Origin of the sequence: Klenkia taihuensis, from assembly GCF_900112525.1 — a bacterium.
Classification (GTDB): domain Bacteria; phylum Actinomycetota; class Actinomycetes; order Mycobacteriales; family Geodermatophilaceae; genus Klenkia; species Klenkia taihuensis.
The window spans coordinates 87,024-110,641 of the sequence record NZ_FOMD01000002.1 but is presented as its reverse complement, the minus strand read 5'-3'; the positions used below and the strand labels follow the sequence as shown (position 1 = coordinate 110,641).

General features: G+C 74.2%; 26 protein-coding genes. 10 read left to right on the top strand and 16 right to left on the bottom strand.

Features of this window, described 5'->3' with window-relative positions:
* Positions 1-6: 6 nt before the first annotated feature.
* Positions 7-1,401: a class II fumarate hydratase gene (locus tag BM158_RS08400; protein ID WP_091556670.1), complete on the bottom strand. Its 1,395-nt coding sequence runs from the start codon at positions 1,399-1,401 to the stop codon at positions 7-9.
* Positions 1,402-1,574: 173 nt separating this feature from the next.
* Here BM158_RS08400 and BM158_RS08395 point away from each other — a divergent pair, with 173 nt between their 5' ends.
* Together BM158_RS08395 and BM158_RS21315 are read left to right on the top strand one after the other, a co-directional pair.
* Entirely contained in the window at positions 1,575-2,573 is a 999-nt protein-coding gene (locus BM158_RS08395; RefSeq protein WP_091556668.1) for a hypothetical protein, read from the top strand.
* A gap of 41 nt (positions 2,574-2,614) precedes the next feature.
* Positions 2,615-3,253 (top strand): hypothetical protein, encoded by a 639-nt coding sequence (locus BM158_RS21315; protein ID WP_109504835.1) that lies wholly within the window; start codon positions 2,615-2,617, stop codon positions 3,251-3,253.
* A 54-nt stretch (positions 3,254-3,307) separates the two neighbouring features.
* Here the strand turns inward: BM158_RS21315 and glpX are convergent, their stop codons facing one another.
* Positions 3,308-4,363 carry a class II fructose-bisphosphatase gene (gene glpX / locus BM158_RS08385; RefSeq protein ID WP_091556666.1) on the bottom strand — a complete coding sequence of 352 codons (1,056 nt, stop codon included), beginning with the start codon at positions 4,361-4,363 and terminating at the stop codon, positions 3,308-3,310.
* Positions 4,364-4,447: 84 nt separating this feature from the next.
* Between glpX and BM158_RS08380 the strand changes: the two genes are divergently transcribed.
* A complete protein-coding gene (locus BM158_RS08380; RefSeq protein ID WP_091556665.1) occupies positions 4,448-5,065 on the top strand; it encodes a DUF4245 domain-containing protein in 618 nt (205 codons plus the stop codon).
* A 4-nt stretch (positions 5,066-5,069) separates the two neighbouring features.
* On the opposite strand, the gene BM158_RS08375 is transcribed toward BM158_RS08380, so the two are convergent.
* A complete protein-coding gene (locus BM158_RS08375) occupies positions 5,070-5,282 on the bottom strand; it encodes an exodeoxyribonuclease VII small subunit (protein WP_091556663.1) in 213 nt (70 codons plus the stop codon).
* Positions 5,279-6,499 carry an exodeoxyribonuclease VII large subunit gene (gene xseA / locus BM158_RS08370; RefSeq protein WP_091556661.1) on the bottom strand — a complete coding sequence of 407 codons (1,221 nt, stop codon included), beginning with the start codon at positions 6,497-6,499 and terminating at the stop codon, positions 5,279-5,281. Before xseA ends, BM158_RS08375 begins: the two co-directional genes overlap by 4 nt.
* Before the next feature lie 74 nt (positions 6,500-6,573).
* Here xseA and BM158_RS08365 point away from each other — a divergent pair, with 74 nt between their 5' ends.
* Positions 6,574-8,637, top strand: a complete 2,064-nt coding sequence (locus BM158_RS08365; protein WP_229827891.1) for a transglycosylase domain-containing protein — start codon at positions 6,574-6,576, stop codon at positions 8,635-8,637.
* Between the two features lie 9 nt (positions 8,638-8,646).
* Here BM158_RS08365 and BM158_RS08360 read toward each other — a convergent pair whose 3' ends face one another.
* Positions 8,647-9,525, bottom strand: a complete 879-nt coding sequence (locus tag BM158_RS08360) for a lipid droplet-associated protein (protein WP_091556656.1) — start codon at positions 9,523-9,525, stop codon at positions 8,647-8,649.
* Positions 9,526-9,586: 61 nt separating this feature from the next.
* Here BM158_RS08360 and BM158_RS08355 point away from each other — a divergent pair, with 61 nt between their 5' ends.
* On the top strand, positions 9,587-10,570 hold the full coding sequence (locus BM158_RS08355) for a 4-hydroxy-3-methylbut-2-enyl diphosphate reductase (RefSeq protein WP_091558567.1): 984 nt from the start codon (positions 9,587-9,589) through the stop codon (positions 10,568-10,570).
* A gap of 40 nt (positions 10,571-10,610) precedes the next feature.
* Here BM158_RS08355 and BM158_RS21485 read toward each other — a convergent pair whose 3' ends face one another.
* The 4 genes from BM158_RS21485 to BM158_RS22675 form a co-directional block, all read right to left on the bottom strand.
* Positions 10,611-11,168: a DUF6542 domain-containing protein gene (locus tag BM158_RS21485; RefSeq protein ID WP_131801999.1), complete on the bottom strand. Its 558-nt coding sequence runs from the start codon at positions 11,166-11,168 to the stop codon at positions 10,611-10,613.
* A gap of 172 nt (positions 11,169-11,340) precedes the next feature.
* Complete coding sequence (locus tag BM158_RS08345) at positions 11,341-12,390, bottom strand: DNA recombination protein RmuC (RefSeq protein ID WP_091556652.1); 1,050 nt, start codon at positions 12,388-12,390, stop codon at positions 11,341-11,343.
* A gap of 36 nt (positions 12,391-12,426) precedes the next feature.
* Positions 12,427-12,936, bottom strand: coding sequence for a methylated-DNA--[protein]-cysteine S-methyltransferase (locus BM158_RS08340; RefSeq protein WP_091556650.1), 510 nt, complete (start codon positions 12,934-12,936; stop codon positions 12,427-12,429).
* Positions 12,933-14,435 carry an AlkA N-terminal domain-containing protein gene (locus tag BM158_RS22675; protein ID WP_268247953.1) on the bottom strand — a complete coding sequence of 501 codons (1,503 nt, stop codon included), beginning with the start codon at positions 14,433-14,435 and terminating at the stop codon, positions 12,933-12,935. The genes BM158_RS08340 and BM158_RS22675 overlap by 4 nt, the downstream gene beginning before the upstream one ends.
* Before the next feature lie 119 nt (positions 14,436-14,554).
* Between BM158_RS22675 and BM158_RS08330 the strand changes: the two genes are divergently transcribed.
* Together BM158_RS08330 and ychF are read left to right on the top strand one after the other, a co-directional pair.
* Positions 14,555-15,628: a glycosyltransferase family protein gene (locus BM158_RS08330; protein WP_091556646.1), complete on the top strand. Its 1,074-nt coding sequence runs from the start codon at positions 14,555-14,557 to the stop codon at positions 15,626-15,628.
* Positions 15,629-15,656: 28 nt separating this feature from the next.
* Complete coding sequence (ychF, locus tag BM158_RS08325; protein ID WP_091556643.1) at positions 15,657-16,730, top strand: redox-regulated ATPase YchF; 1,074 nt, start codon at positions 15,657-15,659, stop codon at positions 16,728-16,730.
* Between the two features lie 36 nt (positions 16,731-16,766).
* Here ychF and BM158_RS08320 read toward each other — a convergent pair whose 3' ends face one another.
* The gene (locus tag BM158_RS08320; RefSeq protein WP_229827890.1) at positions 16,767-17,504 is read right to left on the bottom strand and encodes a tyrosine-type recombinase/integrase; all 738 of its coding nucleotides are present in this window, start codon (positions 17,502-17,504) and stop codon (positions 16,767-16,769) included.
* 709 nt (positions 17,505-18,213) lie between these two features.
* On the opposite strand from BM158_RS08320, the gene BM158_RS22670 reads away from it, so the two are divergent.
* Positions 18,214-18,867, top strand: coding sequence for a helix-turn-helix domain-containing protein (locus BM158_RS22670; protein ID WP_131801998.1), 654 nt, complete (start codon positions 18,214-18,216; stop codon positions 18,865-18,867).
* A 29-nt stretch (positions 18,868-18,896) separates the two neighbouring features.
* Here BM158_RS22670 and BM158_RS08310 read toward each other — a convergent pair whose 3' ends face one another.
* A complete protein-coding gene (locus BM158_RS08310; protein WP_091556639.1) occupies positions 18,897-19,697 on the bottom strand; it encodes a polysaccharide deacetylase family protein in 801 nt (266 codons plus the stop codon).
* Positions 19,698-19,771: 74 nt separating this feature from the next.
* Here BM158_RS08310 and BM158_RS21735 point away from each other — a divergent pair, with 74 nt between their 5' ends.
* Complete coding sequence (locus BM158_RS21735) at positions 19,772-19,936, top strand: hypothetical protein (protein WP_165628869.1); 165 nt, start codon at positions 19,772-19,774, stop codon at positions 19,934-19,936.
* Between the two features lie 20 nt (positions 19,937-19,956).
* On the top strand, positions 19,957-20,157 hold the full coding sequence (locus BM158_RS08305) for a hypothetical protein (RefSeq protein WP_131801997.1): 201 nt from the start codon (positions 19,957-19,959) through the stop codon (positions 20,155-20,157).
* A gap of 2 nt (positions 20,158-20,159) precedes the next feature.
* Here BM158_RS08305 and BM158_RS08300 read toward each other — a convergent pair whose 3' ends face one another.
* From BM158_RS08300 to BM158_RS22025, 5 genes are read right to left on the bottom strand one after another with little or no spacing between them, the layout of a single operon-like run.
* The gene (locus BM158_RS08300; protein WP_091558551.1) at positions 20,160-21,116 is read right to left on the bottom strand and encodes a DUF808 domain-containing protein; all 957 of its coding nucleotides are present in this window, start codon (positions 21,114-21,116) and stop codon (positions 20,160-20,162) included.
* Positions 21,117-21,167: 51 nt separating this feature from the next.
* The gene (dhaM, locus tag BM158_RS08295) at positions 21,168-21,575 is read right to left on the bottom strand and encodes a dihydroxyacetone kinase phosphoryl donor subunit DhaM (protein ID WP_091556635.1); all 408 of its coding nucleotides are present in this window, start codon (positions 21,573-21,575) and stop codon (positions 21,168-21,170) included.
* A complete protein-coding gene (gene dhaL, locus BM158_RS08290; RefSeq protein ID WP_091556633.1) occupies positions 21,572-22,150 on the bottom strand; it encodes a dihydroxyacetone kinase subunit DhaL in 579 nt (192 codons plus the stop codon). Before dhaL ends, dhaM begins: the two co-directional genes overlap by 4 nt.
* Complete coding sequence (gene dhaK, locus BM158_RS08285) at positions 22,147-23,148, bottom strand: dihydroxyacetone kinase subunit DhaK (protein ID WP_091556630.1); 1,002 nt, start codon at positions 23,146-23,148, stop codon at positions 22,147-22,149. Before dhaK ends, dhaL begins: the two co-directional genes overlap by 4 nt.
* 9 nt (positions 23,149-23,157) lie before the next feature.
* Complete coding sequence (locus tag BM158_RS22025; protein ID WP_229827901.1) at positions 23,158-23,595, bottom strand: GNAT family N-acetyltransferase; 438 nt, start codon at positions 23,593-23,595, stop codon at positions 23,158-23,160.
* Between the last annotated feature and the right edge of the window lie 23 nt (positions 23,596-23,618).

Sequence of the window (23,618 nt, the reverse complement as noted above, 5' to 3'; positions counted from 1 at the left end):
CGGGCGTCAGGGGTGGGTCATGGACAGCACGTCGAGCGCGGCGTCCAGCTGCTCCTCGGTGAGCTTGCCCTGGGCGACGTACCCGCGCTCCACGACGACCTGGCGGATGGTCTTCTGCTCCTTGAGCGAGGTCTTGGCAACCACCGCCGCCTCCTCGTAGCCGATGTACTTGTTCAGCGGCGTGACGATCGAGGGCGAGCTCTCCGCGTAGGTGCGGCACTGCTCCTCGTTCGCGGTGATGCCGTCGATGCAGCGGTCGGCCAGCAGCCGCGACACGTTGGCCAGCAGCCGGATGGACTCCAGCACGTTGCGGGCCATCAGCGGCAGGGTCACGTTGAGCTCGAAGGAGCCGGTGGTGCCGGCGAAGGTGACCGCGGCGTCGTTGCCGATGACCTGGGCGGCGACCTGGATCGCGGCCTCGGGCAGCACCGGGTTCACCTTGCCCGGCATGATCGAGGAGCCGGGCTGCAGGTCGGGCAGGTAGATCTCGCCGAGGCCGGTGCGCGGGCCCGAGCCCATCCAGCGCAGGTCGTTGCAGATCTTCACCAGGCCGACCGCGATGGTCTTGAGCTGGCCGGAGGCCTCGACCAGGCCGTCGCGGGAGCTCTGCGCCTCGAAGTGGTCGCGCGCCTCGGTCAGCGGCAGCTGCATGTCCGCGGCGAGGGTCGCGATGATCTTGGCGGCGAACCCGGGCGGGGTGTTGATGCCGGTGCCGACGGCGGTGCCGCCCAGCGGCAGCTCGCCGATGCGGGGGAGCGAGGCCTGCAGCCGCTCCACCCCGTAGCGGATCGCCGCGGCGTACCCGCCGAACTCCTGCCCGAGGGTGACCGGGGTGGCGTCCATCAGGTGCGTGCGGCCGCTCTTGACCACGGTGGCGAACTCGGTCGCCTTGCGCTCCAGGCTGCCCGCCAGGTGCTCCAGGGCCGGCACCAGGACGGCGACGACGGCGCGCGTGGTGGCGATGTGGATGGCCGAGGGGAACACGTCGTTGGAGGACTGCGAGGCGTTCACGTGGTCGTTGGGGTGCACCGACAGGCCGGAGGCGTCCGACGCCAGGGTGGCGATGACCTCGTTGGTGTTCATGTTCGACGACGTCCCCGAGCCGGTCTGGAAGACGTCGATCGGGAAGTGCTCGTCCCAGTCGCCGCGGGCGACCTCCTGCGCGGCGGCGTGGATCGCCCGCGCGACGTCGCCGTCCAGCACGCCGAGCTCGGCGTTGACCGTGGCCGCGGCACCCTTGATGGCGGCGAGCGCGCCGATGAGCTCCCGCTCGATCGGGGTGCCGCTGATCGGGAAGTTCTCCACGGCCCGCTGGGTCTGCGCCCGCCACTTGGCGTGCGCGGGCACCCGGACCTCGCCCATGGAGTCGTGCTCGATGCGGAAGTCCTGCTCGGTGGCCACGCTGCTCTCCCGGTGTGTCGGCGGTGTCGGCTGGGACGACACCGGAGACCCTAGACACCGGGGGAGCGGCGCCGCGGCCCGGCCAGGTCACCGGATGATCACGACGAGTGGCCGACCGGGGGGCCGATCCCTACGATCCGCACGCCAGGGTCCGGAACCGAGGAGTCCACCAGATGTCCCAACCCCCCTACCCGCCCCACGACGGCCAGCAGCCCTGGGGCGGCGGCGGCAACGACCAGTCGGGCCAGTCCGGCCAGCCCTGGGGCGGTCAGCAGGGACAGCCCGGGCAGTACGGCCAGCAGGGCCAGCAGGGGCAGTGGGGCAGCCAGCCGTCCTACGGGTCGGACCAGTACGGGCAGCAGGGTCAGTACGGGCAGGGCCAGTACGGCCAGCAGGGGCAGTACGGCACCGATCAGTACGGCCAGCAGGGTCAGTACGGGCAGCCGGGGCAGTACGGCCAGCCGCCCTACGGCCAGCCGCCCAAGAACAACAAGAACACCGCCATCGCGCTGTCCATCGGCGGTGTCGTGGTGATCGCGGCGATCGTCGTCGGCCTCGTGCTGTTCCTGAACCGCGGTGACGACGACACCACGACCAGCCCGACCAGCACCGCCACGCAGTCCTCGACGTCGGCGTCCCGGACCACCTCCTCGGGTGCCTCGTCCAGCTCGTCCGGGGGCGGCGGTGGGTCGGTGCCGGCGGGTGAGTCCCCGTCGAACCTGGGTGACGACGCCGAGCTCGACCAGCTCGCCGACTCCTGCTACGGCGAGGACTGGGTGGCCTGCGACGACCTGTGGCTGCAGTCGGACATCGGCTCGGACTACGAGGAGTACGGCTCGACCTGCGGGCAGCGCACCGACGAGACCTACGGCGGCTGCGACGACCTGTACGGCAGCGGCTCCGGCGGTTCCGGGGGTGGTTCGGGCGGCGGCTCCGGTGGCTCGGACAGCGGCAACGTGCCGCCGCCGACCGCGACGCCCGACGGTCTGGGCACCGACGCGAACCTGAACCAGCTCGCGCAGAGCTGCTACGACGGCACCATGAGCGACTGCGACTCGCTGTTCTTCCAGTCGCTGGGCCAGGGCCTGGAGGCCTACAACGACTACGGCGACTCCTGCGCCGGCCGTCAGCCCACGGGCACGGGCAACGCCTGCTCCGTCGCCTTCGACTGACCCCGGCCGCACCGCGCACAGCCGCCACGAGGAGCACCCGCATGTCCCAGCCCCCGTACCAGCCGCCCGGCGGCCAGCAGCCCTGGGGCGGTGACCCCCACGGTCAGCAGCCGCAGCAGGGCGGCTGGGGCCAGCAGCCCCCGTACGGTCAGCAGCCGCAGTACGGGCAGCCGCAGTACGGCCAGCCGGGCCAGTACGGGCAGTACGGCCAGCCGGGTCCGTACGGGCAGCCGCCCCACGGCCACCCGCCGGGGAACAACAAGAACACCGTCATCGCGCTGTCCATCGGCGCGGTGGTGGTGATCGCGGCCGTGGTCGTGGCGCTGGTGGTCTTCGTCGGTGGTGGGGACGACGACGCCCGGGTGGCCGCCCCGCCGACGGTCACGCTCAGCCTCCCCCCGGTGCCCTCGATCCCGTCGATCCCGGTGCCGTCGTCGCCGTCGGGCAGCGGCAGCACCGGCGACATCGTGGAGGGCACGCCGACCTCGCCCGAGGGCCTGGGCGACGACCCGCAGCTCGACGAGTACGCGCAGCAGTGCTTCGACGGCGACGTCTCGGGCTGCCTGAGCCTCTACGGCGCGTCCCCGATCGACTCGGAGTACGAGCGGTACGCCGAGAGCTGCGGTGGTCGGGTGCCGTGGACCGAGGAGTCCTCGGTCTTCGACTGCTACGACTTCTGACACCGACGACGACGGCCGGGTCCCCGCGGGGACCCGGCCGTCGTCGTTGCGGGGTCAGTAGTCGGAACCGGCCGCGGAGTACTGGTTCAGCTTCTCCAGCGAGTGCAGGCTCTCGATGGCCCGGATGGTGCCCGAGCGCGACCGCATGACCAGCGACTGCGTCGTGCACCCGCCGGCGCGGTACTGCACCCCGCGCAGCAGCTCGCCGTCGGTGATGCCGGTGGCCACGAAGAACACGTCGCCGCGGACCAGGTCGTCGATGTCGAGCACCCGGTCCAGGTCGTGGCCGGCGTCGATGGCCCTCTGCTTCTCGTCGTCGTCCTTGGGCCACAGCCGGCCCTGCAGCGCACCGCCCATGCACTTGAGCGCGCAGGCGGTGATGATCCCCTCCGGGGTGCCGCCGATGCCCAGCAGCAGGTCCACGCCGGTGCCCTCGCGGGCCGCGGCGATCGCGCCGGCGACGTCGCCGTCGGAGATGAACTTGATCCGCGCCCCGGCGTCCCGGACCTCCTGGGCCAGCGCCTGGTGGCGCGGGCGGTCGAGGATGACGACGGTCACGTCGGCCGCCCACGCCTTCTTGGCCTTGGCGACCCGGCGGATGTTCTCCTTGACCGGCAGCCGGATGTCGACCACGTCGGCCGCGATCGGCCCGGTGGCGATCTTGTCCATGTAGAACACCGCGGACGGGTCGTACATCGCCCCCCGGTCGGCCACCGCGAGCACCGAGACCGCGTTGGGCATGCCCTTGGCCATCAGCGTGGTGCCGTCGACGGGGTCGACCGCGACGTCGCACTCGGCGCCGGTGCCGTCGCCGACCTCCTCGCCGTTGAACAGCATGGGCGCCTCGTCCTTCTCGCCCTCGCCGATGACCACCGTGCCGCGCATGCTCACCGTCTGGATCAGCTGGCGCATGGCGTCGACCGCCGCGCCGTCGCCGCCGTTCTTGTCACCCCGGCCCACCCAGCGCCCGGCCGCCATCGCCCCGGCCTCGGTGACGCGGACCAGCTCCATGGCCAGGTTCCGGTCGGGCCGGATGCCCGTCGGCGGCGTCTGCTCGTGGAAGGCGGAGTGGTAGGTCGGGACCGGGCCGTCGGGGACGGGCAGGGACAACGGAGGACCTCCTCGAGGGGCCGCCGGACCGCCGGTGCACCGCCGGTCGACGGGATGGGGGAGCGCTGCTGCGATCCTAGGTCCATGGCCGACACCGCACCTCAGGGTCAGCAGCGCTCGAAGGACGTCGAGGAGCAGATGGTCGCCAGCTCCTCGCAGGAGCGGGCCGCGAAGTTCACCGCGGCGAACATGGTGCGCTCGCTGCTGCCGCTGACCGTCATCGTGCTCGCCCTGGTCGGCCTGACCTCGTTGCGGCAGAACGACGTGGACCCGGTGCGCGAGGTGGAGACCACCTCGGGCACCCAGCTGGCCGCGGCCCGGGCGAGCTTCCCGCTGCTGGTGCCGCAGGGCCTGCCCGACGACTGGCGGGCCACCAGCATCACCACCGACGCCGGCGACGCCACCGAGGCCGGGGACCCGGTGACCCTGTCCATCGGGTACGTCACCCCGGACGAGGAGTACGCCGGCTTCGTCATCGGCGACGAGCCCCGCGCCGAGGACCTGGCCCGGGTGCTCGACGGCCGGTCCGGCGACACCCCGGTCGAGATCGGCGGCGAGGAGTGGACCCAGACCACCACCGCCCGCGGGGAGACCGCCTACCTGCTCGACGCCGAGGGCGCGACGGTCGCGGTCACCGGCTCGGCGACCGACGACGAGCTGCGCACGCTCGCGGCGTCGGTGCAGCCCTACCAGGCGGGGTAGCGGCTCACCGGTCCTCGGCGGGAGCCGCCTTCTGCAGCCGCTCGCGGGCCTCGTCGAGCCAGTGCTGGCACACCCCGGCGAGCTCCTCGCCGCGCTCCCACAGCGCCAGTGACTCCTCCAGCGTCAGCCCGCCGCCCTCGAGCCTGCCGACGACGTCGGCCAGCTCCTCGCGGGCCTGCTCGTAGCTCTGCGTCGGGGCCGGCTCCGGGGTGCTCACGGCTGACCATCCTGCCGGTCCACCCGCACCGGGACGCGACCGCCGGCCACCCGGACCTGCAGCGCCTGCCCGTCGGCGACCTCGTCGGGGCTGCGCACCAGCGCGCCGTCGGCGGTCTGCACGAGCGCGTAGCCGCGGTCCAGGGTGGCCTGGGGCGAGAGCGCGGCGACCCGGGCCCGGGCGTGCTCGAGGTCGCGGACGGCGAGGTCCACGCGGTGGGTGAGCGTGCGGGTGGCCCGGGTGCGCAGTGCGAGGACCTCCTCGCCGCGCCCGGCCAGCAACCGCTCGGGCTCGGCCAGCGACGGACGGCTGCGCACCGACTCCAGCCAGCGCTCCTGCTGCTCGACGCGGGCGGTGACCAGCGCGCGGGCGCGTGCGCGCAGCCCGTCGACCAGGCGCCGCTGCTCCCCGATCTCGGGCACCACCCGGTGCGCCGCGTCGGTGGGCGTGGCCGCCCGGACGTCGGCGACGTGGTCGACCAGGGTGGTGTCGGTCTCGTGGCCGACCCCGGTGACCACCGGGGTGCGGCAGGCGGCGACCGCGCGCACCAGGCCCTCGTCGGAGAAGGGCAGGAGGTCCTCCACCGAGCCGCCGCCGCGGGCCAGCACGATGACCTCCACCTCGGGGTCGCGGTCCAGCCGCTGCAGCGCCTCGACCACCTCCTCCGCCGCCGCCGGGCCCTGCACGACGCAGTGCCGGACGGCGAAGCGGACCGCCGGCCAGCGGCGCCGCGCGGTGACCAGGACGTCGCGCTCGGCGGCGCTGTCCTTGCCGGTGACCAGCCCGACCACGGCGGGGGCGAAGGGCAGCGGGCGCTTGCGGTGGGCGTCGAAGAGGCCCTCGGCGGCCAGCAGGGTGCGGATCCGCTCGATGCGGGCCAGCAGCTCACCGAGGCCGACGGCGCGGATCTCGGTGGCGCGCAGGGAGAAGGAGCCGCGGGCGACGTAGTAGTCGGGCCGGGCCCGGACCAGCACCCGGGCGCCCTCGGTCAGGGCCGCGCCCGGCCGGTCGGCGACGTCGCGGGGGCAGGTGACCGGCACCGACAGGTCGGCGGCGGTGTCGCGCAGGGTGAGGAACACCGTGGCCGACCCGCGCCGGGACAGCTGGGCGACCTGGCCCTCCACCCACACCTCGCCGAGCCGGCCGATCCAGTCGGCGACCTTGCGGGCGACGGTGCGGACCGGCCACGGCTGGTCCGGGGACGACGGTGCGGTCACGCCCGCGAGCCTGCCAGGTGCACGTGCGGGGAGCTCCCAGCCACCACCCAGGGGGCGGGGGCAGGGTGCTGTGCGTGCGGTACGCGGTCGTGGGGAAGCTGGTGGGCGCGGTCGTGGTGGCCGGGGTACTCGTCGCCGCCGTCGCCGGGCCGTGGCTGGTGGGTCTCGACCTGGCCGGCCGGGCGGTGGGGGACAGCCAGGGCGCGGTCTCGACCAGCGCCGTGGACGAGGTGACGACCGCCCCGCTGCCCGGCGTGACCGCCGTGCTCGCCGCGGACGGGTCGACGATCACCGACTTCTACGACCGGTACCGGGTGCCGGTCACCGCCGACCGGATCGCCCCGGTCATGGGGACCGCGCTGGTCGACGTCGAGGACTCCCGCTTCTACGGCCACGGCGGGGTCGACCCGATCGGCACGCTGCGCGCGCTGGTGACCGACGTGTCCAGCGGCGGCGCCGCCCAGGGCGGCTCGACGATCACCCAGCAGCTGGTCAAGCAGACGCTGCTGCAGCGGGCCACGACCACGCAGGGGCAGCAGGAGGCCACCGCCGACACGCTCGCCCGCAAGGTCACCGAGGCCCGGCTCGCGCTCGCCGTGGACGCGCGGATGAGCAAGTCCGACATCCTCACCCGCTACCTGAACACGGTGTACTTCGGGCACGGCGCCTACGGGGTGCAGGCAGCGGCCCGGACCTACTTCTCCGTCGACGCCTCGGCGCTGACCCCGCTGCAGGCGGCCACGCTGGCCGGGCTGGTGCAGAACCCGTCGGCCGACGACCCGATCGCCCACCCCGACGTCGCGCAGGCCCGACGCGACGTCGTGCTCCACCGGATGCACGACCTCGGCGACCTGTCCGACGCCGACCTCGCCACCGACCTGGCCACCCCGGTCGCCACCACGCCGGGCGCGGCGCCCCCGCAGGGCTGCGCACAGGCGCTCGTGGGCGGGTTCTTCTGCAGCTACCTGCGGGAGTACCTGACCGGCACCCTCGGCCTGACCGACCAGCAGCTCGACGACGGCGGGCTCACCGTCCGGACCACGCTGGAGACCGGCGTGCAGCGCGCGGGCGACGCCGCGGTGGTGCGCACGGTGGCGCAGGACAGCCCGCTGGCCGCGGTCTACGACGTCGTCCAGCCCGGCACCGGGCACGTGCTGGCGATGAGCGTCAACCGCACCTACGGCTGCACCGGCGAGGGCTGCACCTCGGTGGACCTGCCCACCGCGGCGGCCCGTGGGTCGGGGTCGACCTACAAGCTGTTCACCGCGGCCTACGCACTGCAGCACGGGTACACCGCGTCGTTCACCCAGACCACGTCGGACCCCTACACCTCGACGGTCTACAAGGAGGACGGCGGCACCCGCGGGGCGCCCTACGTGGTGCGCAACGCCGGGCACTACCCGGAGACGCTGGACCTGGCCGATGCGCTGGTGGAGTCCTCGAACACCTTCTTCGTGGGGCTGGAGGACCACCTGGGCAGCGTCGAGGGCCCGGTCCGCGAGGCGCAGCGGCTGGGGCTGGCCTCGCTGACCGACGACGACGCGCAGCAGGTCATCGACGGGGAGCAGGGGTCGTTCACCCTCGGCCCGCTGGGCACCAGCCCGCTGGACCTCGCCGACGCCTACGCCACCGTGTTCTCCGGCGGCACGCAGTGCGACCCCACCCCGGTCACCGCCGTCCTGGCCGCGGACGGCTCGCCGCTCACCGGGGCCGGCGGCGGCGCGGTGGACACCGGCGAGCACTGCACACCGGGCGCGCTGCCCGCCCCGGTGGCGCACACGCTGGCCCAGGTCATGCGCGGCGACGTGGAGTCCGACATCGGGACCGCGAGCCGGGCGCGGGTGGCCGGCCACGACGTCGCCGGCAAGACGGGGACGACGCAGGGCAACGTGTCGGTGGCCTTCGTCGGCTCCACGCCCGAGTACACCGCCAGCGTGCTCGTCTTCGACCCGGACGAGGACGCGGACGTCGGCGGGTTCGGCGGCGGGAAGAGCGCGCAGATCTGGCACGACGCGATGGCACCGGTGCTCGCCGCCGGACCGACCGCGGACTTCCCGGCCGCCGACCGCCAGGTGCTGGGGGTCCCCGAGGGCGGGGACTGCCCCTTCACCGAGGGCGACCTGGGGCTGGTGTGCTGAGCGGGCGGGTCAGCCCTGCTCGCGGGCCAGCTTCTCCTTGCGGTTGCGCAGCAGCGTGAGGAACGGCGGCCGCGCCTGGTGCGCCTCCTCCCAGGCGAGGAGCTCGTCCACCGTCACCGGCTGGTAGCCGCGCAGCCGGCCCCGCAGCTGGGCGATGGTGAAGCCCTCGTACCCGGTGACCGGCGCCTCGGCGGCGACCTCGTGGGCGGCGTCGATCGCCTTCTCCGAGGCGGCGACGACGGCGTCGTCCTCGGCGGCGGAGTCGCTCATGCCGACGGCGAGCTCGTCGACGGCCGCGGTGATCTCGTCGGCGGCCGGGTCGTCCGGCAGCGCCGCGACGTCGGCGTCGGTGAGCGCGGCACCCCCGAGGTCGGCGGTCAGGCCGGTGGCGAGCAGCTCCTCGGTGGCCAACGTCTCGTCGGTCAGGTCGTCGTCACCGACCGCGGCGGCCTCGTCGACGACCAGCACGGGCTCCTCGACCGGCTCGTCGTCGGCGTCGTCGGCGTCGTCGGCGAGGGGCTCGTCGTCGACCAGGTAGCCGTCGGGGGCGAAGGCGTCCTCGGGGTCGACCGGGACGCGGTCGAAGGAGGAGCTGCGCGAGCCCAGCCCGCCCGTCGCGGCGGGCCGGGAGGGCGGCAGGTCGTCCTCGTCGTCGTCGAAGGTGGCCAGGCCCGGCTCGTCCTCGCCGCGCAGGCCGGTGAGCAGCTCGTCCCCGCGGGCGACCAGCCCGGAGTACTCCTGCTGCACCTTCAGCGCCGTCTGCATGGCCAGCCCGATCGCGCGGACGGGGAGGCCGGGGAGGGTCTCGGGCAGCCTGCGGGCCTCGTCCAGCAGCGTGGCGGCCAGCCCGGCGGCGGCGCGGACGGGTTCGGGGATCTCACGTGCCATGGGGGAAGCGTGCCCCAGCGAGCGCTGCGGCGCGCCCCCAGGCCCACGTACCGTGGGTGCCATGCCTGCTGATCAGCCCGGTCGTGTCCTGCTCGCCGACCCCCGTGGCTACTGCGCCGGTGTCGACCGCGCGGTGATCGCGGTGGAGAAGGCCCTGGAGATCCACGGCGCCCCGGTCTACGTCCGGAAGCAGATCGTGCACAACAAGCACGTCGTGGCCACCCTCGAGCGCCGCGGTGCGGTGTTCGTCGAGGAGACCGACGAGGTGCCCGAGGGCGCGGTCGTGGTCTTCAGCGCGCACGGGGTGTCCCCGGCGGTGCACGAGCAGGCCGCCGCGCGTCAGCTGCGCACCATCGACGCGACCTGCCCCCTGGTCACCAAGGTGCACAAGGAGGCCAAGCGGTTCGCCGCCGACGACTACGACATCCTGCTGATCGGCCACCGCGGGCACGAGGAGGTCGAGGGCACGATGGGCGAGGCGCCGGAGCGCACCCAGCTCGTCGACGGTGCCGAGGACGTCGCCAACGTGCAGGTCCGCGACCCCGAGAAGGTCGTCTGGCTGTCGCAGACCACGCTGTCGGTCGACGAGACCCTGGCCACGGTGGACCAGCTCAAGGGCCGGTTCCCGGGTCTGCAGGCGCCCCCGAGCGACGACATCTGCTACGCCACGCAGAACCGCCAGCAGGCCGTCAAGCAGATGGCCGGCGAGTGCGACCTGGTGCTGGTCGTGGGGTCGACCAACTCGTCGAACTCGGTGCGCCTGGTCGAGGTGGCGCTGGAGGCCGGCGCCCGGGCGTCCTACCTCGTCGACTACGCCTCCGAGGTCGACGAGGCCTGGCTGGAGGGCGTCTCGACCGTCGGGGTCACCAGCGGCGCCTCGGTGCCGGAGATCCTGGTCAGCGAGCTGCTGGACTGGCTGGCGCAGCGCGGCTACCCGGACGTGGAGACGGTCAAGGCGGCCGAGGAGCGGCTGGTGTTCGCGCTGCCGCAGGAGCTCAAGCAGCGGCGGCAGGCCCTCGCGGTCGACACCTCGGCGACCGACTGACCGGGCGGTCCCGCGCCGGTCGGCGCGGGACCAGCCGGGCTCAGCGGCGGGAGACCGCCCGGACCAGGGCGACGACCAGGGCGGCGCCGACGGCGATGGCCATGGCGGGGAAGCCCCGGATGAGCAGCGTCGCGATCGTCGGCAGCGAGAGGGTGGCCGACGGCGCGAGGACGATGTTGACCAGGGCGACGCCGACGAAGACCAGCGGCGGGGCCACGACGACGGTGGCCAGGTCGCGCCGGCGGACCAGGAACCCGGCCGCGACCGTGGAGCCGACGAGCGCGATCGTCGTGATCAGGCCCAGGCCGGTGCCGAGGTAGGAGTCGGCGGCGCCGGCCGCCAGCGTGACCAGGAAGACACCGAGCACGCCGAGGGCGCCGGCGACGCCCCGCTGCGGCGGTGCGCTGCGACGGGCGGTGCGCCGGGGCGCGGGGCGGGCGTCCCGCCCGGGTGCCGGGCGGGAGGAGTACGGCGCCCGAGGAGCCGGCCCGTCGTAGGACCAATCGTCGGGCTCCGCGCCCCGGGGACGCGGTGCGGCGGAGCGGGGCCGGGGGGCCCCGCCACCCAGGTCGCTGCGCTGGCTGCGCTCGGCACGCACGGCGCCCTCCCGCCTGGACTCGACAGCACTGACCGGTGCGATGGTGCACCTCCTCGCTCCCGGCAGCACCCCTGAGCGGCCGCCGATCGATCACCGCACGGTAACGGCCGAACCTGTCCAGGAGCTGGAGGCGGGCTCGGCGCAGGTGGGCGCGTCGCGCACGACCGACCGGTCAGCCGGTGCGCAGCTCCGGGTCGGGTGCGGGGTGCAGCTCGCGCACCTGGGCGCTCACCGGGGCCGGGGTGGGCACCGGGGTGGCGGCCACCCCGAGGTCGTCGAAGCGACGGGCGGTGGTGAGCACGGACCGCTCGTAACTGCCGACCGTGTCGTTGAACCGGCCCACCGCCGACCCCAGCGCCGAGCCCAGCTTGGTGAGGTGGCCCGACAGCGTGCCCAGCCGGGTGTGCAGCAGGCGGCCCACCTCCAGGACCGCGCCGGCGTCGCGGGCCAGCCGCTCGGTGCGCCAGGAGTAGGCGACGGTGCGCAGCAGCGCCAGCAGGGTGCTCGGGGTGGCGATCACCACGTCGCGGCCGAACGCGTGCTCCAGCAGCCCCGGCTCGGCCTCCAGCGCGGTGGTGAGGAAACCGTCGGAGGGCACGAACAGCACGGTGAACGGGGCGGCCGGGTCGAACGCGGTCGGGTAGCGGCGCGCGGCCAGCGCCTCGACGTGGGCCCGCAGCTGGCGGGCGTGCTCGGCCACCCGGGCGACCCGGACCGCCTCGTCGGTGGCCTGGACGGCCTCGATCCACCCGGCGAAGGGCACCTTGGCGTCGACCACCACGTGCTTGCCGTCGGCCAGGGTGACCACCAGGTCGGGGCGCACCCCCGCACCGAGGTCGTTCACCGCGGACGGCTGCTGCACGAAGTCGGCGTGCTCCAGCAGGCCCGCGACCTCGACCAGCCGGCGCAGCTGCACCTCGCCCCACCGGCCGCGCACGTGCGGGGTGCGCAGTGCGGTGACCAGGGCGGCGGTCTCCTGGCGCAGCAGCGCGGAGGTCTGCCCGACGGTGCCCACCTGCTCGCGCAGCTCGCCGTGCGCGGTGGCCCGGTCGCGCTCGATGCCGGCCAGCAGCCGGTGCAGGTGGTCCAGCGACTCGTGCACCGGCTCCAGGCCGTCGGGCTGCGGGGCCCGGCGCCGGAGCACGGCGACGAGGCCGAGGGTGACCGCGGTGGCCAGCAGCGCACCGACGAGCAGGCCCAGCAGCAGGGAGGCGGCGTCCATGGCCCGGAGCGTGCCCGAGGGGTACGACAGAACCGGTCAGGCGGGCACCGGGGTGTGCGCGGCCTCGTGGTCGAGCAGCCACCGCTTGACCGGCGTCCCCCAGCGGAACCCGCCCAGCCCGCCGCCGGTGGCCAGCACCCGGTGGCAGGGCACGAACAGCGCGGCGGCGTTGCGGGCGCAGGCACCCGCGGCGGCGCGGACGGCGGCGGGTCGGCCGCAGCGGGCGGCGAACTCCGCGTAGCTGTCGGGCCGCCCGGCCGGCACGGTGCGCAGCACGTCCCACGCCTCCTGCAGGAACGGGCCGGAACGCTGGCGGACGACCACGCCCTCGACCGCGGCGACGTCCCCGGCGTGGAAGGCGTCGACGAGGTCGAGCACGGGCAGCCGGTCGACCGCGGTCACCTCGGCCGGGCGCAGCGACCGGTGCACGACGGGCAGCAGGTCGCCGATGTCGGCGGTCCAGCCGCTGGCGAGCACGGCGTCGTCCTGCACCAGCACGGTGAACGGACCGATCGGGGTGCCGGTGGTGGCGTGCAGCGCGGTCATGGCGAGTCCTCCGGGTGGCGGGTGAACAGGGCGGGGGCGGACATCGCCCACAGGTGCAGCACGGCGTAGGAGCGCCAGGGCCGCCAGCGGGTGGCGGCGTCGGCGTCCGAGCTGCCGAGGGCGGTGAGGGCGCGGCGCAGGGCGAGGTCGCCGGGCAGCCACACGTCGGGGTCGCCGAGCCCGCGCAGCGCGACGAGCGCGACGGTCCAGGGGCCGATGCCGGGCAGGGCGAGCAGGGCGCGGCCGGCCTCGGCGCGGTCGGCGCCGGGGCCGAGGTCGACGTCGCCGCCGATCAGCGCGGCGGCGAGGGCGTGCACCGTGCTGCGGCGCTTGCCGGTCAGCCCGACCGCGCCCAGGTCGGCGTCGACGAGGGCCCCGGGCCGGGGGAAGGCGTGGGTCAGCGTGCCGACCGGCTCCGGCAGGGGCGTGCCGGCCGCGGTGAGCACCCGGGCGGTGAAGGTGCGGGCGCCGGCGAGGGAGACGTGCTGGCCGAGCACTGCCCGCACGGCCGCCTCCACGGCGTCGGGGTGGGTGGGCACCCGCCGTCCCGGGGCTGCCCGGACCAGCCGGGTCAGCGCGGGGTCGGCGGCGAGCACGTCGTCCACCGCGGTCGGGTCGGCGTCCAGGTCGAGCAGGTGCCGGCAGCGGGCGACCGCCGTCCCCAGGTCGCGCAGCTCGGTCAGGTGCAGCCGGGCGGTGACCGAGGCGCCGTCGGCACCGGGGGACAGCCGGACGACGGCGGGCCCGTGCGGCAGGTCGAGCACCCGGGAGAAGGTGGTGCCGTCCCACTCCTCGAGGCCGGCGACGGCGTGGCCGCCCAGGAACAGCAGCACCTCCTCGGCGCTGAACGGGGCGCGGGCGGCCAGCCGCAGGGTGAGCCAGCCCGAGGAGCCGCGACCGGTGCGCGAGCGGGAGCCGCGCAGGCCGGTGGGGGTGGTGGCGAAGACCTCCCGGACGGTGTCGTTGAACTGCCGGACGCTGGCGAACCCGGCGGCGAAGGCGATGTCGGCGACGGGGAGGTCGGTGGTCTCCAGCAGCACCCGGGCGGTCTGCGCGCGCTGGGCGCGCGCCAGGGCCAGCGGGCCGACCCCGAGCTCGCCGACGACGAGCCGGTGCAGCTGGCGCTCGCTGTACCCGAGCGCGGCCGCGAGTCCGGCGACCCCGCTGCGCTCGACCTCGCCGTCGGCGACCAGCCGGACGGCGCGGGCGACGACATCGGCCCGGACGTCCCACTCGGGGGACCCCGGGACGGCATCGGGCCGGCAGCGGCGGCAGGCGCGGAAGCCGGCGGCCTGCGCACCGGCCGCCGTCGGGTGGAACTCGACGTTGCCCGGCAGCGGCGTGCGGGCCGGGCAGGAGGGCCGGCAGTAGATGCCGGTGGTGTGCACGGCGGTGAAGAACCACCCGTCGAAGCGGGCATCGCGGCTGGCCACGGCGCGGTAGCAGCGCTCGGCGTCCAGGCCCTGGCCCCCGCGGCGGCCCTCCAGCAGTTCGGTCACGCCACCGAGCATGCCAGCGGGGGAGGGAGCGCTCTGGCGGGAATCGGACACGGCGGTGCGCGTGCCGGGCGGGGCTGCCGATACCGGGCAGGACCAGCCCCGTCCCGGAAGCAGGACCCATGCGCGTCGTCGTCTGCAAGACCGTCTTCAACGGCCTGAGCTACCACCGGGTGGAGGAGCCGACCCGCGCGGTCAACGAGGCCGGCATCGGGGTCGAGGTGCTCATCGGTCGCGGGCTGGCCACCACCATGAGCACCGGACCCGACCCGGTGGTGCTCGACGTCGACGACCAGGGTGCCGACGTGGTGGTCATGCAGCTGCCGAAGACCGTCGAGATGCTGCAGTGCCTGCGGATCCTGCAGGCCCGGGGGGTGGCGGTCGTGGTCGAGGTCGACGACCTGCTCCACGGGGCCTCCGTCGGCCACATCGGGCACCACATGTCGCAGAACGGGACGGCCCAGCGTGTCCTGGAGTGCGCCCGCGAGGCCGACCTGGTCACCGTCACGACCCCGGCCCTGCTCAAGGAGTACGCCCGCCACGGCCGGGGTGCCGTCGTCCCGAACGCCATCCCGCGCCGTGTCGCCGAGCTGCCGCCCGCGTACGAGCGCGGGTCGGACCCGGCGGTGGTCGGCTGGACCGGCAACGTGCTGGGGCACCCCTACGACCTGCAGGAGATGGGGTCAGGTCTGCAGCAGGCGCTGGACGCCACCGCGGGGAACAGCGAGTTCGTCGTGGTCGGCCAGAAGTGGGACCTGGCCGCGCGCCTCGGGCTCAGGGCCGAGCCGCGTGAGGTGCCCTGGCAGCGGGACGTCGACGACTACCTGGCGCTGGTCGGCGAGACGCTGGACATCGGGCTCGCACCGTTGCGCGTGGACCGCTTCAACACCTCGAAGAGCTGGCTGAAGGTGCTGGAGTACGCCGCCCGCGGGGTCTTCGCCGTCCGGTCGCCGATCGTGGAGTACGACCGACTGGGCCTCGGCTACCGGGCGCGGGCCGCACGGGACTGGGCCAAGGCCATCACCCGGGCCGTGCAGGAGCCGGAGTGGCGTGTGGAGCAGGCGCGCGCCGCGCGCGAGGTCGTGCTGGAGCGGCACCTCGTCGAGCACCGGGTGCCCCAGTGGGTGGGTGCGTGGGAGCAGGCCGTCGCCCACCGCGCCGCAGCGCTGGGGAAGGCCGCGGTGACGGTCGGCTGAGCTCCACGGCCCCGTACCCTGGCTCCTCGTGAGTCTCACCATCGGGATCGTCGGCCTGCCCAACGTCGGCAAGTCGACCCTGTTCAACGCGTTGACCAAGAACGACGTCCTGGCGGCGAACTACCCGTTCGCGACCATCGAGCCGAACGTGGGCGTCGTCGGCGTCCCCGACTCCCGGCTGGGTCTGCTGGCGGAGCTGTTCGGCAGCGCGAAGACGATCCCGGCGACGGTGTCCTTCGTCGACATCGCCGGCATCGTGCGCGGGGCCAGCGAGGGGCAGGGGCTGGGCAACAAGTTCCTGGCCAACATCCGCGAGTCCGACGCGATCTGCCAGGTCATCCGGGTGTTCGCCGACCCCGACGTCGTGCACGTCGACGGCAAGGTCTCGCCGAAGGACGACATCGAGACGATCAACACCGAGCTCCTGCTCGCCGACCTCCAGACGCTGGAGAAGGCGGTCCCGCGGCTGGAGAAGGAGATGCGCAAGGACAAGGACCGCAAGGCGCTGCACGACGCCGCGGTCGCTGCGCAGCAGGTGCTGGACGGCGGCCGGACGCTGTTCGCCGCGGGGGTGGACACCGAGCCGCTTCGCGAGCTGGGCCTGATGACCACCAAGCCGTTCCTCTACGTGTTCAACGTGGACTCCGACGAGCTGGGCAACACCGAGCTGCTCGACGAGCTGCGCGCGCTGGTGGCCCCCGCCGAGGCGATCGTGCTCGACGCGCAGACCGAGGCCGAGCTGGCCGAGCTGCCCGACGAGGAGGCCGCCGAGCTCCTGGCCGCCGTCGGCCAGGAGGAGCCGGGCCTGCACCAGCTCGCCCGGGTCGGCTTCGCCACCCTGGGCCTGCAGACCTACCTGACCGCCGGCCCCAAGGAGTCCCGCGCCTGGACGATCCCGGTCGGGGCCACCGCGCCGCAGGCCGCCGGGGTGATCCACACCGATTTCCAGCGCGGCTTCATCAAGGCCGAGGTCGTGTCCTTCGACGACCTGGTCGCGGCCGGCTCGATGGCCGAGGCCAAGTCCCGCGGCCAGGTGCGCATCGAGGGCAAGGACTACGTCATGGCCGACGGCGACGTCGTGGAGTTCCGCTTCAACGTCTGACTGGCGAAAAACCTCCAGCTCAGAGGCTTACCTGAGTCATCTAGTCCGCAGATAGTCCGCCGGAAGATCGAGCGAGGCGGCCATCAGGCTGTCCGTCGCGGCCCGTGTGCGGTCGTCCGCGTCGGGCCACAGGTGGCTGTAGCTGTTCAGCGTCGTGGTCGCCGAGGCGTGCCCGAGTGCCCGCTGCACGGTCACCACATCGCAGCCCGAGGCGATCAGGCCGGAGGGGAAGAAGTGCCGGAGGTCGTGCAGCCGGATGCCGGTCAGACCGGCGCCCGCCTGCGCCCGACGCCAGAGATGACCGACGGTGTTCTGGTGCGGAGGTGTACCAGCGGGAGTGGGGAAGAACCACCGGTCGCGGTCCCCGTCGGCGAGGAATGCCTCGACGTGCGTGCCGAGCATGGTGAGCAGCCGGTCGGGGACGACGACGGTCCGCTCCGATCCGTGCTTCGGCGGGCGGATGTCGGCGGTGCGGTCGAGGCCGCGTTGCACCTGCCGGCTGACCCGGATGCGTCGGCGGAGGAAGTCGACATCCCCGATCTGGAGCCCGGCGGCCTCACCGAGCCGGAGGCCAGCGAAGGCGCACACGGCTATGAAGGCGGCGAAGCGCGGGTCGGCCGCTGCGATGAGCCTGCCGACCTCTGCGGGCGTGGGGATGGTCATGGTGTGCTCGACGCGCCGGCAGCGGGGGAGTGTCACCCCCTCGCTGGGGTCGGTGGCGATGACCCGGTCGCGGACGGCGCCGCGGAACACCGACCGGAGGTTCTTCGACACCGAAGGCGTCAAGGGTGCGTCCCTGGCCCAACGAGATGCGTTCCGGCCACCGGGGGCGAAGATGGTCGACTTCGTCGTGCCAGAACTGATCCACCGCGGTCACTGGACACACGCATTCGCCAGGGACGGAGTGGCTCGCGCCCTTGCAGCGGACCTGCCCCCTTATCAGCGCCGGTGGTTTGCCGAGCTTGAGGACAACCTGCAACGCATCGGCGACCGATCCAAGGCGCTTGACGACGACGGTCCCGGTAGACCGTCGCCTGCGGACGTCTGCAGGAACGAGCGACCAGAACGTCCTGGAGGGCTGTAGCCGGGTGTACTGGTTTCGTACCCGAAGTTGGGACGCGTCGTAGTGGTTCAAGACGATGGCCGGCGATCGGACGAGTCGGAGCTCGGCGGCAGCGCAATCTGTGAGCCATGACCGAAGCGGGGAACCGAGTTGTGGATCTCGGTCGACGGGGTTGCTCACACGGTGGCCCTGCCTGACTGGCGAGTGGCTATCGGTGAGGGGCGGGGCCGGCTCGAGACACTCAGCACGGCTGAGAGGTCGCTGCTCGAGACCGAGCTCGCCGGTGTCGAAGAGGATCTGTTCGCCGAGCTCGGCAGCCACACGGTGGAGCCGGCCGTCGAGGATCTCTTCGTGGGACTAGTTCCGCCGCCCCTTCAAGTGCGATGCTCCGGTCACGGAGCGGCTTTCGTTGCGGCAGTCGTGACGACCATCGTGCAGGCGGATCCTCGCTGGGACGACCTGGAGGTCCTGCCGGTGCGGTTGCCGCAGCAGGAGGTCGCGCGGCTCGCTGCCGTCCAGACCGGCCTGCCGGAGGACGCCTTCCGGTTCCTGTCCCCGCGGCCCAGGTCCCCCGAGCACGGCCGCATGTGGGTACGGACGGCGAAGCAGGTCAGCCAGCAGCTCCGCCGGTCACCGGCCGAGCCGATCAGCCCCCTCCTCCACCGGGCGTTGGTGGTGCTCGCGGCCGCGACCGCGTTGGAGGTCTTCCCGAGCACGGCCCTGACGCGGGGGTACCTCCCGGCACCGGGGGACGTGCGCCCGGCTGCCGTGCGCCGGGCGGTCGCCTACATCGACGCGCACCTGTCCCTGCCGATCACCACCGGCGACGCCGCCGCGGCGGCCGGCACGTCACCCCACGCACTGCGGGTCGCCTTCCGCCGGCACCTCGGCACCTCGGTCGGCGCCTACCTGCGGAGGGCGCGGTGTTCCGCGGCCCGCCGCGACCTCGACGCCGCGGAGGACGGGGGAGCGGCCATGCGGTCGGTGTCCCTGCGGTCCGTGGCCCTGCGGTGGGGCTTCGCCGGTGCGGGTGACCTGCGCGCCGCCCTCGCCGCTGACCGTCCCGCCCGTTGACCCCGACCGGTCGAGGTCCCCACCGCGGGTCAGGGGCGCAGGAACACGTCGTCCAGCGTCACCGTGGTCAGACCGCGCGAGACCACGAGCTGGTGCAGCTGCGGGAACACCGTGGTCACCGGGGTGAAGTTCAGGTGCCCGATCACGATGTGCTGGGGCAGGAACCACTGGTCGGCGAAGCCGAGCAGCGCCTCGGGCGTGATCAGCGCGGAGTCCGACAGCGACCCGTACCAGAGCACCGGGCAGGTGTAGCCGATCTCGGCGGCCGCGGCGTCGGTGGCGGCGTCGCGGTAGCCGTACGGCGGCCGGTAGTAGGGCCGCATGTCCACCCCGTAGGTGGCCTGCACGAAGTCGTGGTTGCGCTGCAGCTCGTCCTGGACCCCGGCGGCCGACAGCGAGGTCAGGTCGGCGTGGCTCCAGGTGTGGTTGCCCAGCTGGATGCGGCCGTCGGCGACCAGCGGCCGCAGCAGGTCGGCGTTCTCGGTCCACGCGGGCTTGGACCCGTTGAGGAAGAACGTCAGCCGGGTGCCGGTGTCGCGGCCGAACTCCGTGTAGGCGCGCACCACGGAGACGTCGTCGCCGTCGTCGACCGTCCAGGCCAGCGACGAGCCCTCGCCGGGCAGCCCGGTCAGCCTGCCCGGCGGGATCGGTACCCGGGCCAGCTGCGGCGCCGGGAAGGTGGGGGAGGGCGTCGTGGTGGGCGCGGTGGTGGTCGGCCGCGGCGTGGTGGGCGGTGCGGCCTGCGGGGCCGGCGCGGACCCGGTGCCGCAGCCGGCGAGCACCGCGGCGCCGCCGGCGAGCGCGGAGGCGAGGAAGCGTCGTCGGTCCACGGCGGCGAGGCTACGTCGCGGTCGTGGTCGTGCCGGGGCTCAGGTCAGGGTGTCGGACTGCCGATGGAGAAGCCATGACGACGACGGTGTGCGATGCCGTGCAACGGGCGGGCACGGTGGCGGCGACGCTGTCGGCCGACCCCGGGGGCGACGACCTGTTCTCCGCGGCCGGCTGGCTGAGCACCGCGGTCACCGAGGCCCTCGAGGCCCGCGACCTGGCGGTCCTGGCACCGATCTGACCGGTCGTAGGGTCGTGGTCGTGCCGAACGTGTTCACCGACTACGCGCAGACCCACTGGGTGCCCATCAACGGCGACATGGTCACCGTGCAGACCGTCGACGCGGCCGGCCGGCGCGAGACCCACGTGCTGTCGGTCGCCGACGCGCTCGCCCAGTTCAAGGTGAAGTACCCGTTCGTGGACGACGCCCAGGCCGCCGAGCTGTTCGCCCGCGGCGGCTGAGGTCAGTGCGCGGCGGCCTTGCCGCCGCGCTTCGGGACCAGGTGCAGCACGGCCACGACGACCGCCCCCACCACGACGCCGACGACCGCCGACAGCGCCGTGTTGGTCAGCCAGCCCAGCACCCCGCCCAGCCCGCCGGTGGCGTCGTGCACGGCCACCTCGACGTGGTGCACCAGGTCGTAGGGCCAGGTCCAGCCCAGCTCCTCCGCGCCCACCAGCAGGATGTGCCCGCCCACCCACAGCATCGCGGCCACGCCGACCGTGGCCAGCGTCGACAGCACCACCGGCATGGCCTTGACCAGCCCGCGGCCGAGCGCGGCGACACCCTTCGACGGCTTCGCGGCCAGTGCGACGCCGGCGTCGTCCATCTTCACGATCAGCCCGACGACGCCGTAGACCAGCGCGGTGATCAGGACCGCGACGACGACCAGGATGATCGCCCGGGACAGGAACGGCTCGGTGTCGACCTCGTTGAGCGCGATCACCATGATCTCGGCGGACAGGATGAAGTCGGTGCGCACAGCCCCCGACACCACCGTCTTCTCGTGCTCGGCGGGGTCCGTGGTGGTGTCCTCGGCGGCCGCGGTCTCCTCCGGGTGGTGGCCCGAGACCTTCTCCCACAGCTTCTCCGCGCCCTCGTAGCAGAGGTAGGCGCCGCCGACCATGAGGATCGGGGTCAGCAGGAAGGGCAGGAACTGCGACAGCAGCAGGATCGCCGGCAGGATGATCAGCAGCTTGTTGCGGATCGACCCCTTGGCGATCCGCCAGATGATCGACAGCTCCCGTTTCGGCTCGAGCCCCTGCACGTAGCGCGGGGTGACCGCGGCGTCGTCGACGACGACACCGGCGGCCTTGACCCCGGCGCGCCCGGCGGCGGCGCCGATGTCGTCCAGCGACGCGGCCGACAGCCGCACCAGGGCGGCGACGTCGTCGAACAGGGCGAACAGGCCGCTGGCCATCATCGGCTCCCGGGGACGCTCAGCAGGGTCACAGCGCGAGGCTAGGGCATCTCACCGCAGCTGGGCCTCCTTGGGCGCGAGCCCGCGGGCCGCCTCTGCGGCCACCTGCTCGCGGGAGGCGCCGCCCGCGGCCACGACCACGGCCCCCACCAGGCCCTCCACCAGCGGCGCCGCCGACAGCGTCGTCCGCTCCCGGACGTCGTCGGGCAGGAACTCCAGCGCCGTCTCCGCCGACAGCACCGCGCTGCCCAGGTCCATGAGGACGACGGTGCCCTCGCCGCCGTCGGCCGCCTCGATCGCTGCCGACACCGCCATGGCGTCGGTGCCCAGCCCGCCGTCCTCGGTCCCCGCCGCCACCTCGACCGCCAGCTCGCGGCCGGGCAGCATCTGCCGGGCCAGCTCGACGGCGGCGTCGGCCAGCGCCCGGCTGTGCGAGACGACGACGATGCCGACGCTCACCGGAGGGTCTCCGCGGCGGCCCGCAGCAGCAGCGCGGTGGAGGTCGCGCCGGGGTCGGCGTGGCCGGCGCTGCGCTCGCCCAGGTAGCTGGCCCGGCCCTTGCGGGCGACCAGCGGCACGGTGGCGTCGCGGCCGTCGGCGGCGGCCTGCGCGGCCTCGGCGACCGACCCGCCCGCGTCGAGGACGTCGCAGGCGGGGCCCAGTGCGTCGACCATCGTCTTGTCGCCGGGCTCGGCCTTGCCGCGGGCCAGCACACCGTCGAACCCCGCGCGCAGGGCCGGGGCGAACCCGCCGTCGACCGCGCCGGCCATCCGCAGGAACAGCGTGCCGTACAGGGGCCCGCTCGCCCCGCCGACCTTGGAGACCAGGGTGGCGCCGGTCTTCTTGAGCAGCGCGGCGGCGTCGGCCGGGGGAGCCTCCTGCAGCGCGGCGAGGACGGCGGTCATGCCGCGGTCGAGGTTGGCGCCGTGGTCGGCGTCGCCGATCGCGGAGTCCAGCGCGGTCAGCTCGTCCCTGTGCTCGTGGACCAGCTCGGCGAACCGGCGCAGCCAGGCGGTCAGCTCCTCGGGGTTCACGCGCCCCACCGGAGCCCGGGGGTGACGACCGGGGCGTCCCACAGCCGCAGCAGGTCGTCGTCGGCCCTGAGGAGCGTGACGGTGGCGCCGGCCATGTCCAGGCTGGTCATGTAGGGCCCGACCAGGGAGCGGGCGATGGCGACGCCGGCCTTGTCCAGCAGGGCGGCGACCTCGGCGTAGACCACGTAGAGCTCCAGCAGCGGGGTGGCGCCCAGGCCGTTGACGAAGCAGATGACGCCCTCGCCGCCGGTGAACGACAGGTCCGACAGGATCGGCTCGACCAGCATCTCCGCCACCTCGCGCGCGGGGGCCAGCGGCACCCGGCGGCGGCCGGGTTCGCCGTGGATGCCGATGCCGATCTCCATCTGGTCCTCGGGCAGGTCGAACGTCGGCTTGCCCGCGGCCGGCACCGTGCACGAGGTCAGCGCCGTGCCCATGCTGCGGCCGGCGTCGTCGACCCGGCGGGCGAGGTCGGCGACCTCGGCCAGCGGACGGCCCTCCTCGGCGGCGGCACCGACGATCTTCTCCAGCAGCACGGTGGTGCCCACCCCGCGGCGACCGGCCGTGTAGAGGCTGTCGGTGACCGCGACGTCGTCGTCGACCACCACGGTGACGACCTCGGTGCCGCTCTCGGCGGCGACCAGCTCGGCGGCCATCTCGAAGTTCATCACGTCGCCGGTGTAGTTCTTCACGATGTGCAGGACGCCGGCGCCGCCGTCCACGCCCTGGGTGGCCGCGACCACCTGGTCGGGCACGGGGGAGGTGAAGACCTCGCCGGCGCAGGCGGCGTCGAGCATGCCGCGGCCGACGAACCCGCCGTGCATGGGCTCGTGGCCCGACCCGCCGCCGGAGACCAGGCCGACCTTGCCCTGCCGGGGCCCGTCGCCGCGGAACACCACCCGGTTCTCGTGGTCCACCCGCAGCTCGGGGTGGGCCAGCGCCATCCCGCGCAGGGCGTCGGCGACGACGTCGGCGGGGTCGTTGATCAGCTTCTTCATGGTCCGACGCTAGGACCCCGGGGGCGCTCCCACAACGGGTCGCACCCAGCTGTGCCAGGTGCGCGAGGGATCGCGTCGGCTGACCACCACCGGCCCGTCCACGGCGAACCCCAGCGCGGCGTAGAGCCCGACCGCCGGCGCGTTGTCGTCGAACACGCGGGCCACCAGCCGTCCCGCCCCCTGCTCGGCCGCCCAGCGGTGCACGGCGTCGACCAGGAGCCGGCCGACGCCCTGGCCCCGCGCGGTGGGGGAGACCCACATGCCCGACAGCACGGCGTCGCCGTCCTCCCGGGTGCCGCTGACCAGACCCGGCGGGTGGGACAGGAACCAGGCCGCGTCGGTGACGCGCTCGCGCCACCGGTCGGGGGTGAGGTCGCGCTCGCCCTCCAGGGTGGGGCCGAAGGCGTCCGGGTCCGCGCGCAGGGCGCGGAGCCGGACGTCGCGCAGCAGCGCCCAGTCGGCGGCGTCGA

Excerpts from the sequence above, each read along its gene's own strand:
- BM158_RS08395 (WP_091556668.1), top strand. The coding sequence starts at position 1,575 with ATGTCCCAACCCCCCTACCCGCCCCACGACGGCCAGCAGCCCTGGGGC.
- BM158_RS21315 (WP_109504835.1), top strand. The coding sequence starts at position 2,615 with ATGTCCCAGCCCCCGTACCAGCCGCCCGGCGGCCAGCAGCCCTGGGGC.
- BM158_RS08380 (WP_091556665.1), top strand. The coding sequence starts at position 4,448 with ATGGCCGACACCGCACCTCAGGGTCAGCAGCGCTCGAAGGACGTCGAG.
- BM158_RS08360 (WP_091556656.1), bottom strand. The coding sequence starts at position 9,525 with ATGGCACGTGAGATCCCCGAACCCGTCCGCGCCGCCGCCGGGCTGGCC.
- BM158_RS08355 (WP_091558567.1), top strand. The coding sequence starts at position 9,587 with ATGCCTGCTGATCAGCCCGGTCGTGTCCTGCTCGCCGACCCCCGTGGC.
- BM158_RS08345 (WP_091556652.1), bottom strand. The coding sequence starts at position 12,390 with ATGGACGCCGCCTCCCTGCTGCTGGGCCTGCTCGTCGGTGCGCTGCTG.
- BM158_RS08340 (WP_091556650.1), bottom strand. The coding sequence starts at position 12,936 with ATGACCGCGCTGCACGCCACCACCGGCACCCCGATCGGTCCGTTCACC.
- BM158_RS08330 (WP_091556646.1), top strand. The coding sequence starts at position 14,555 with ATGCGCGTCGTCGTCTGCAAGACCGTCTTCAACGGCCTGAGCTACCAC.
- BM158_RS21735 (WP_165628869.1), top strand. The coding sequence starts at position 19,772 with ATGACGACGACGGTGTGCGATGCCGTGCAACGGGCGGGCACGGTGGCG.
- BM158_RS08300 (WP_091558551.1), bottom strand. The coding sequence starts at position 21,116 with ATGGCCAGCGGCCTGTTCGCCCTGTTCGACGACGTCGCCGCCCTGGTG.
- dhaK (WP_091556630.1), bottom strand. The coding sequence starts at position 23,148 with ATGAAGAAGCTGATCAACGACCCCGCCGACGTCGTCGCCGACGCCCTG.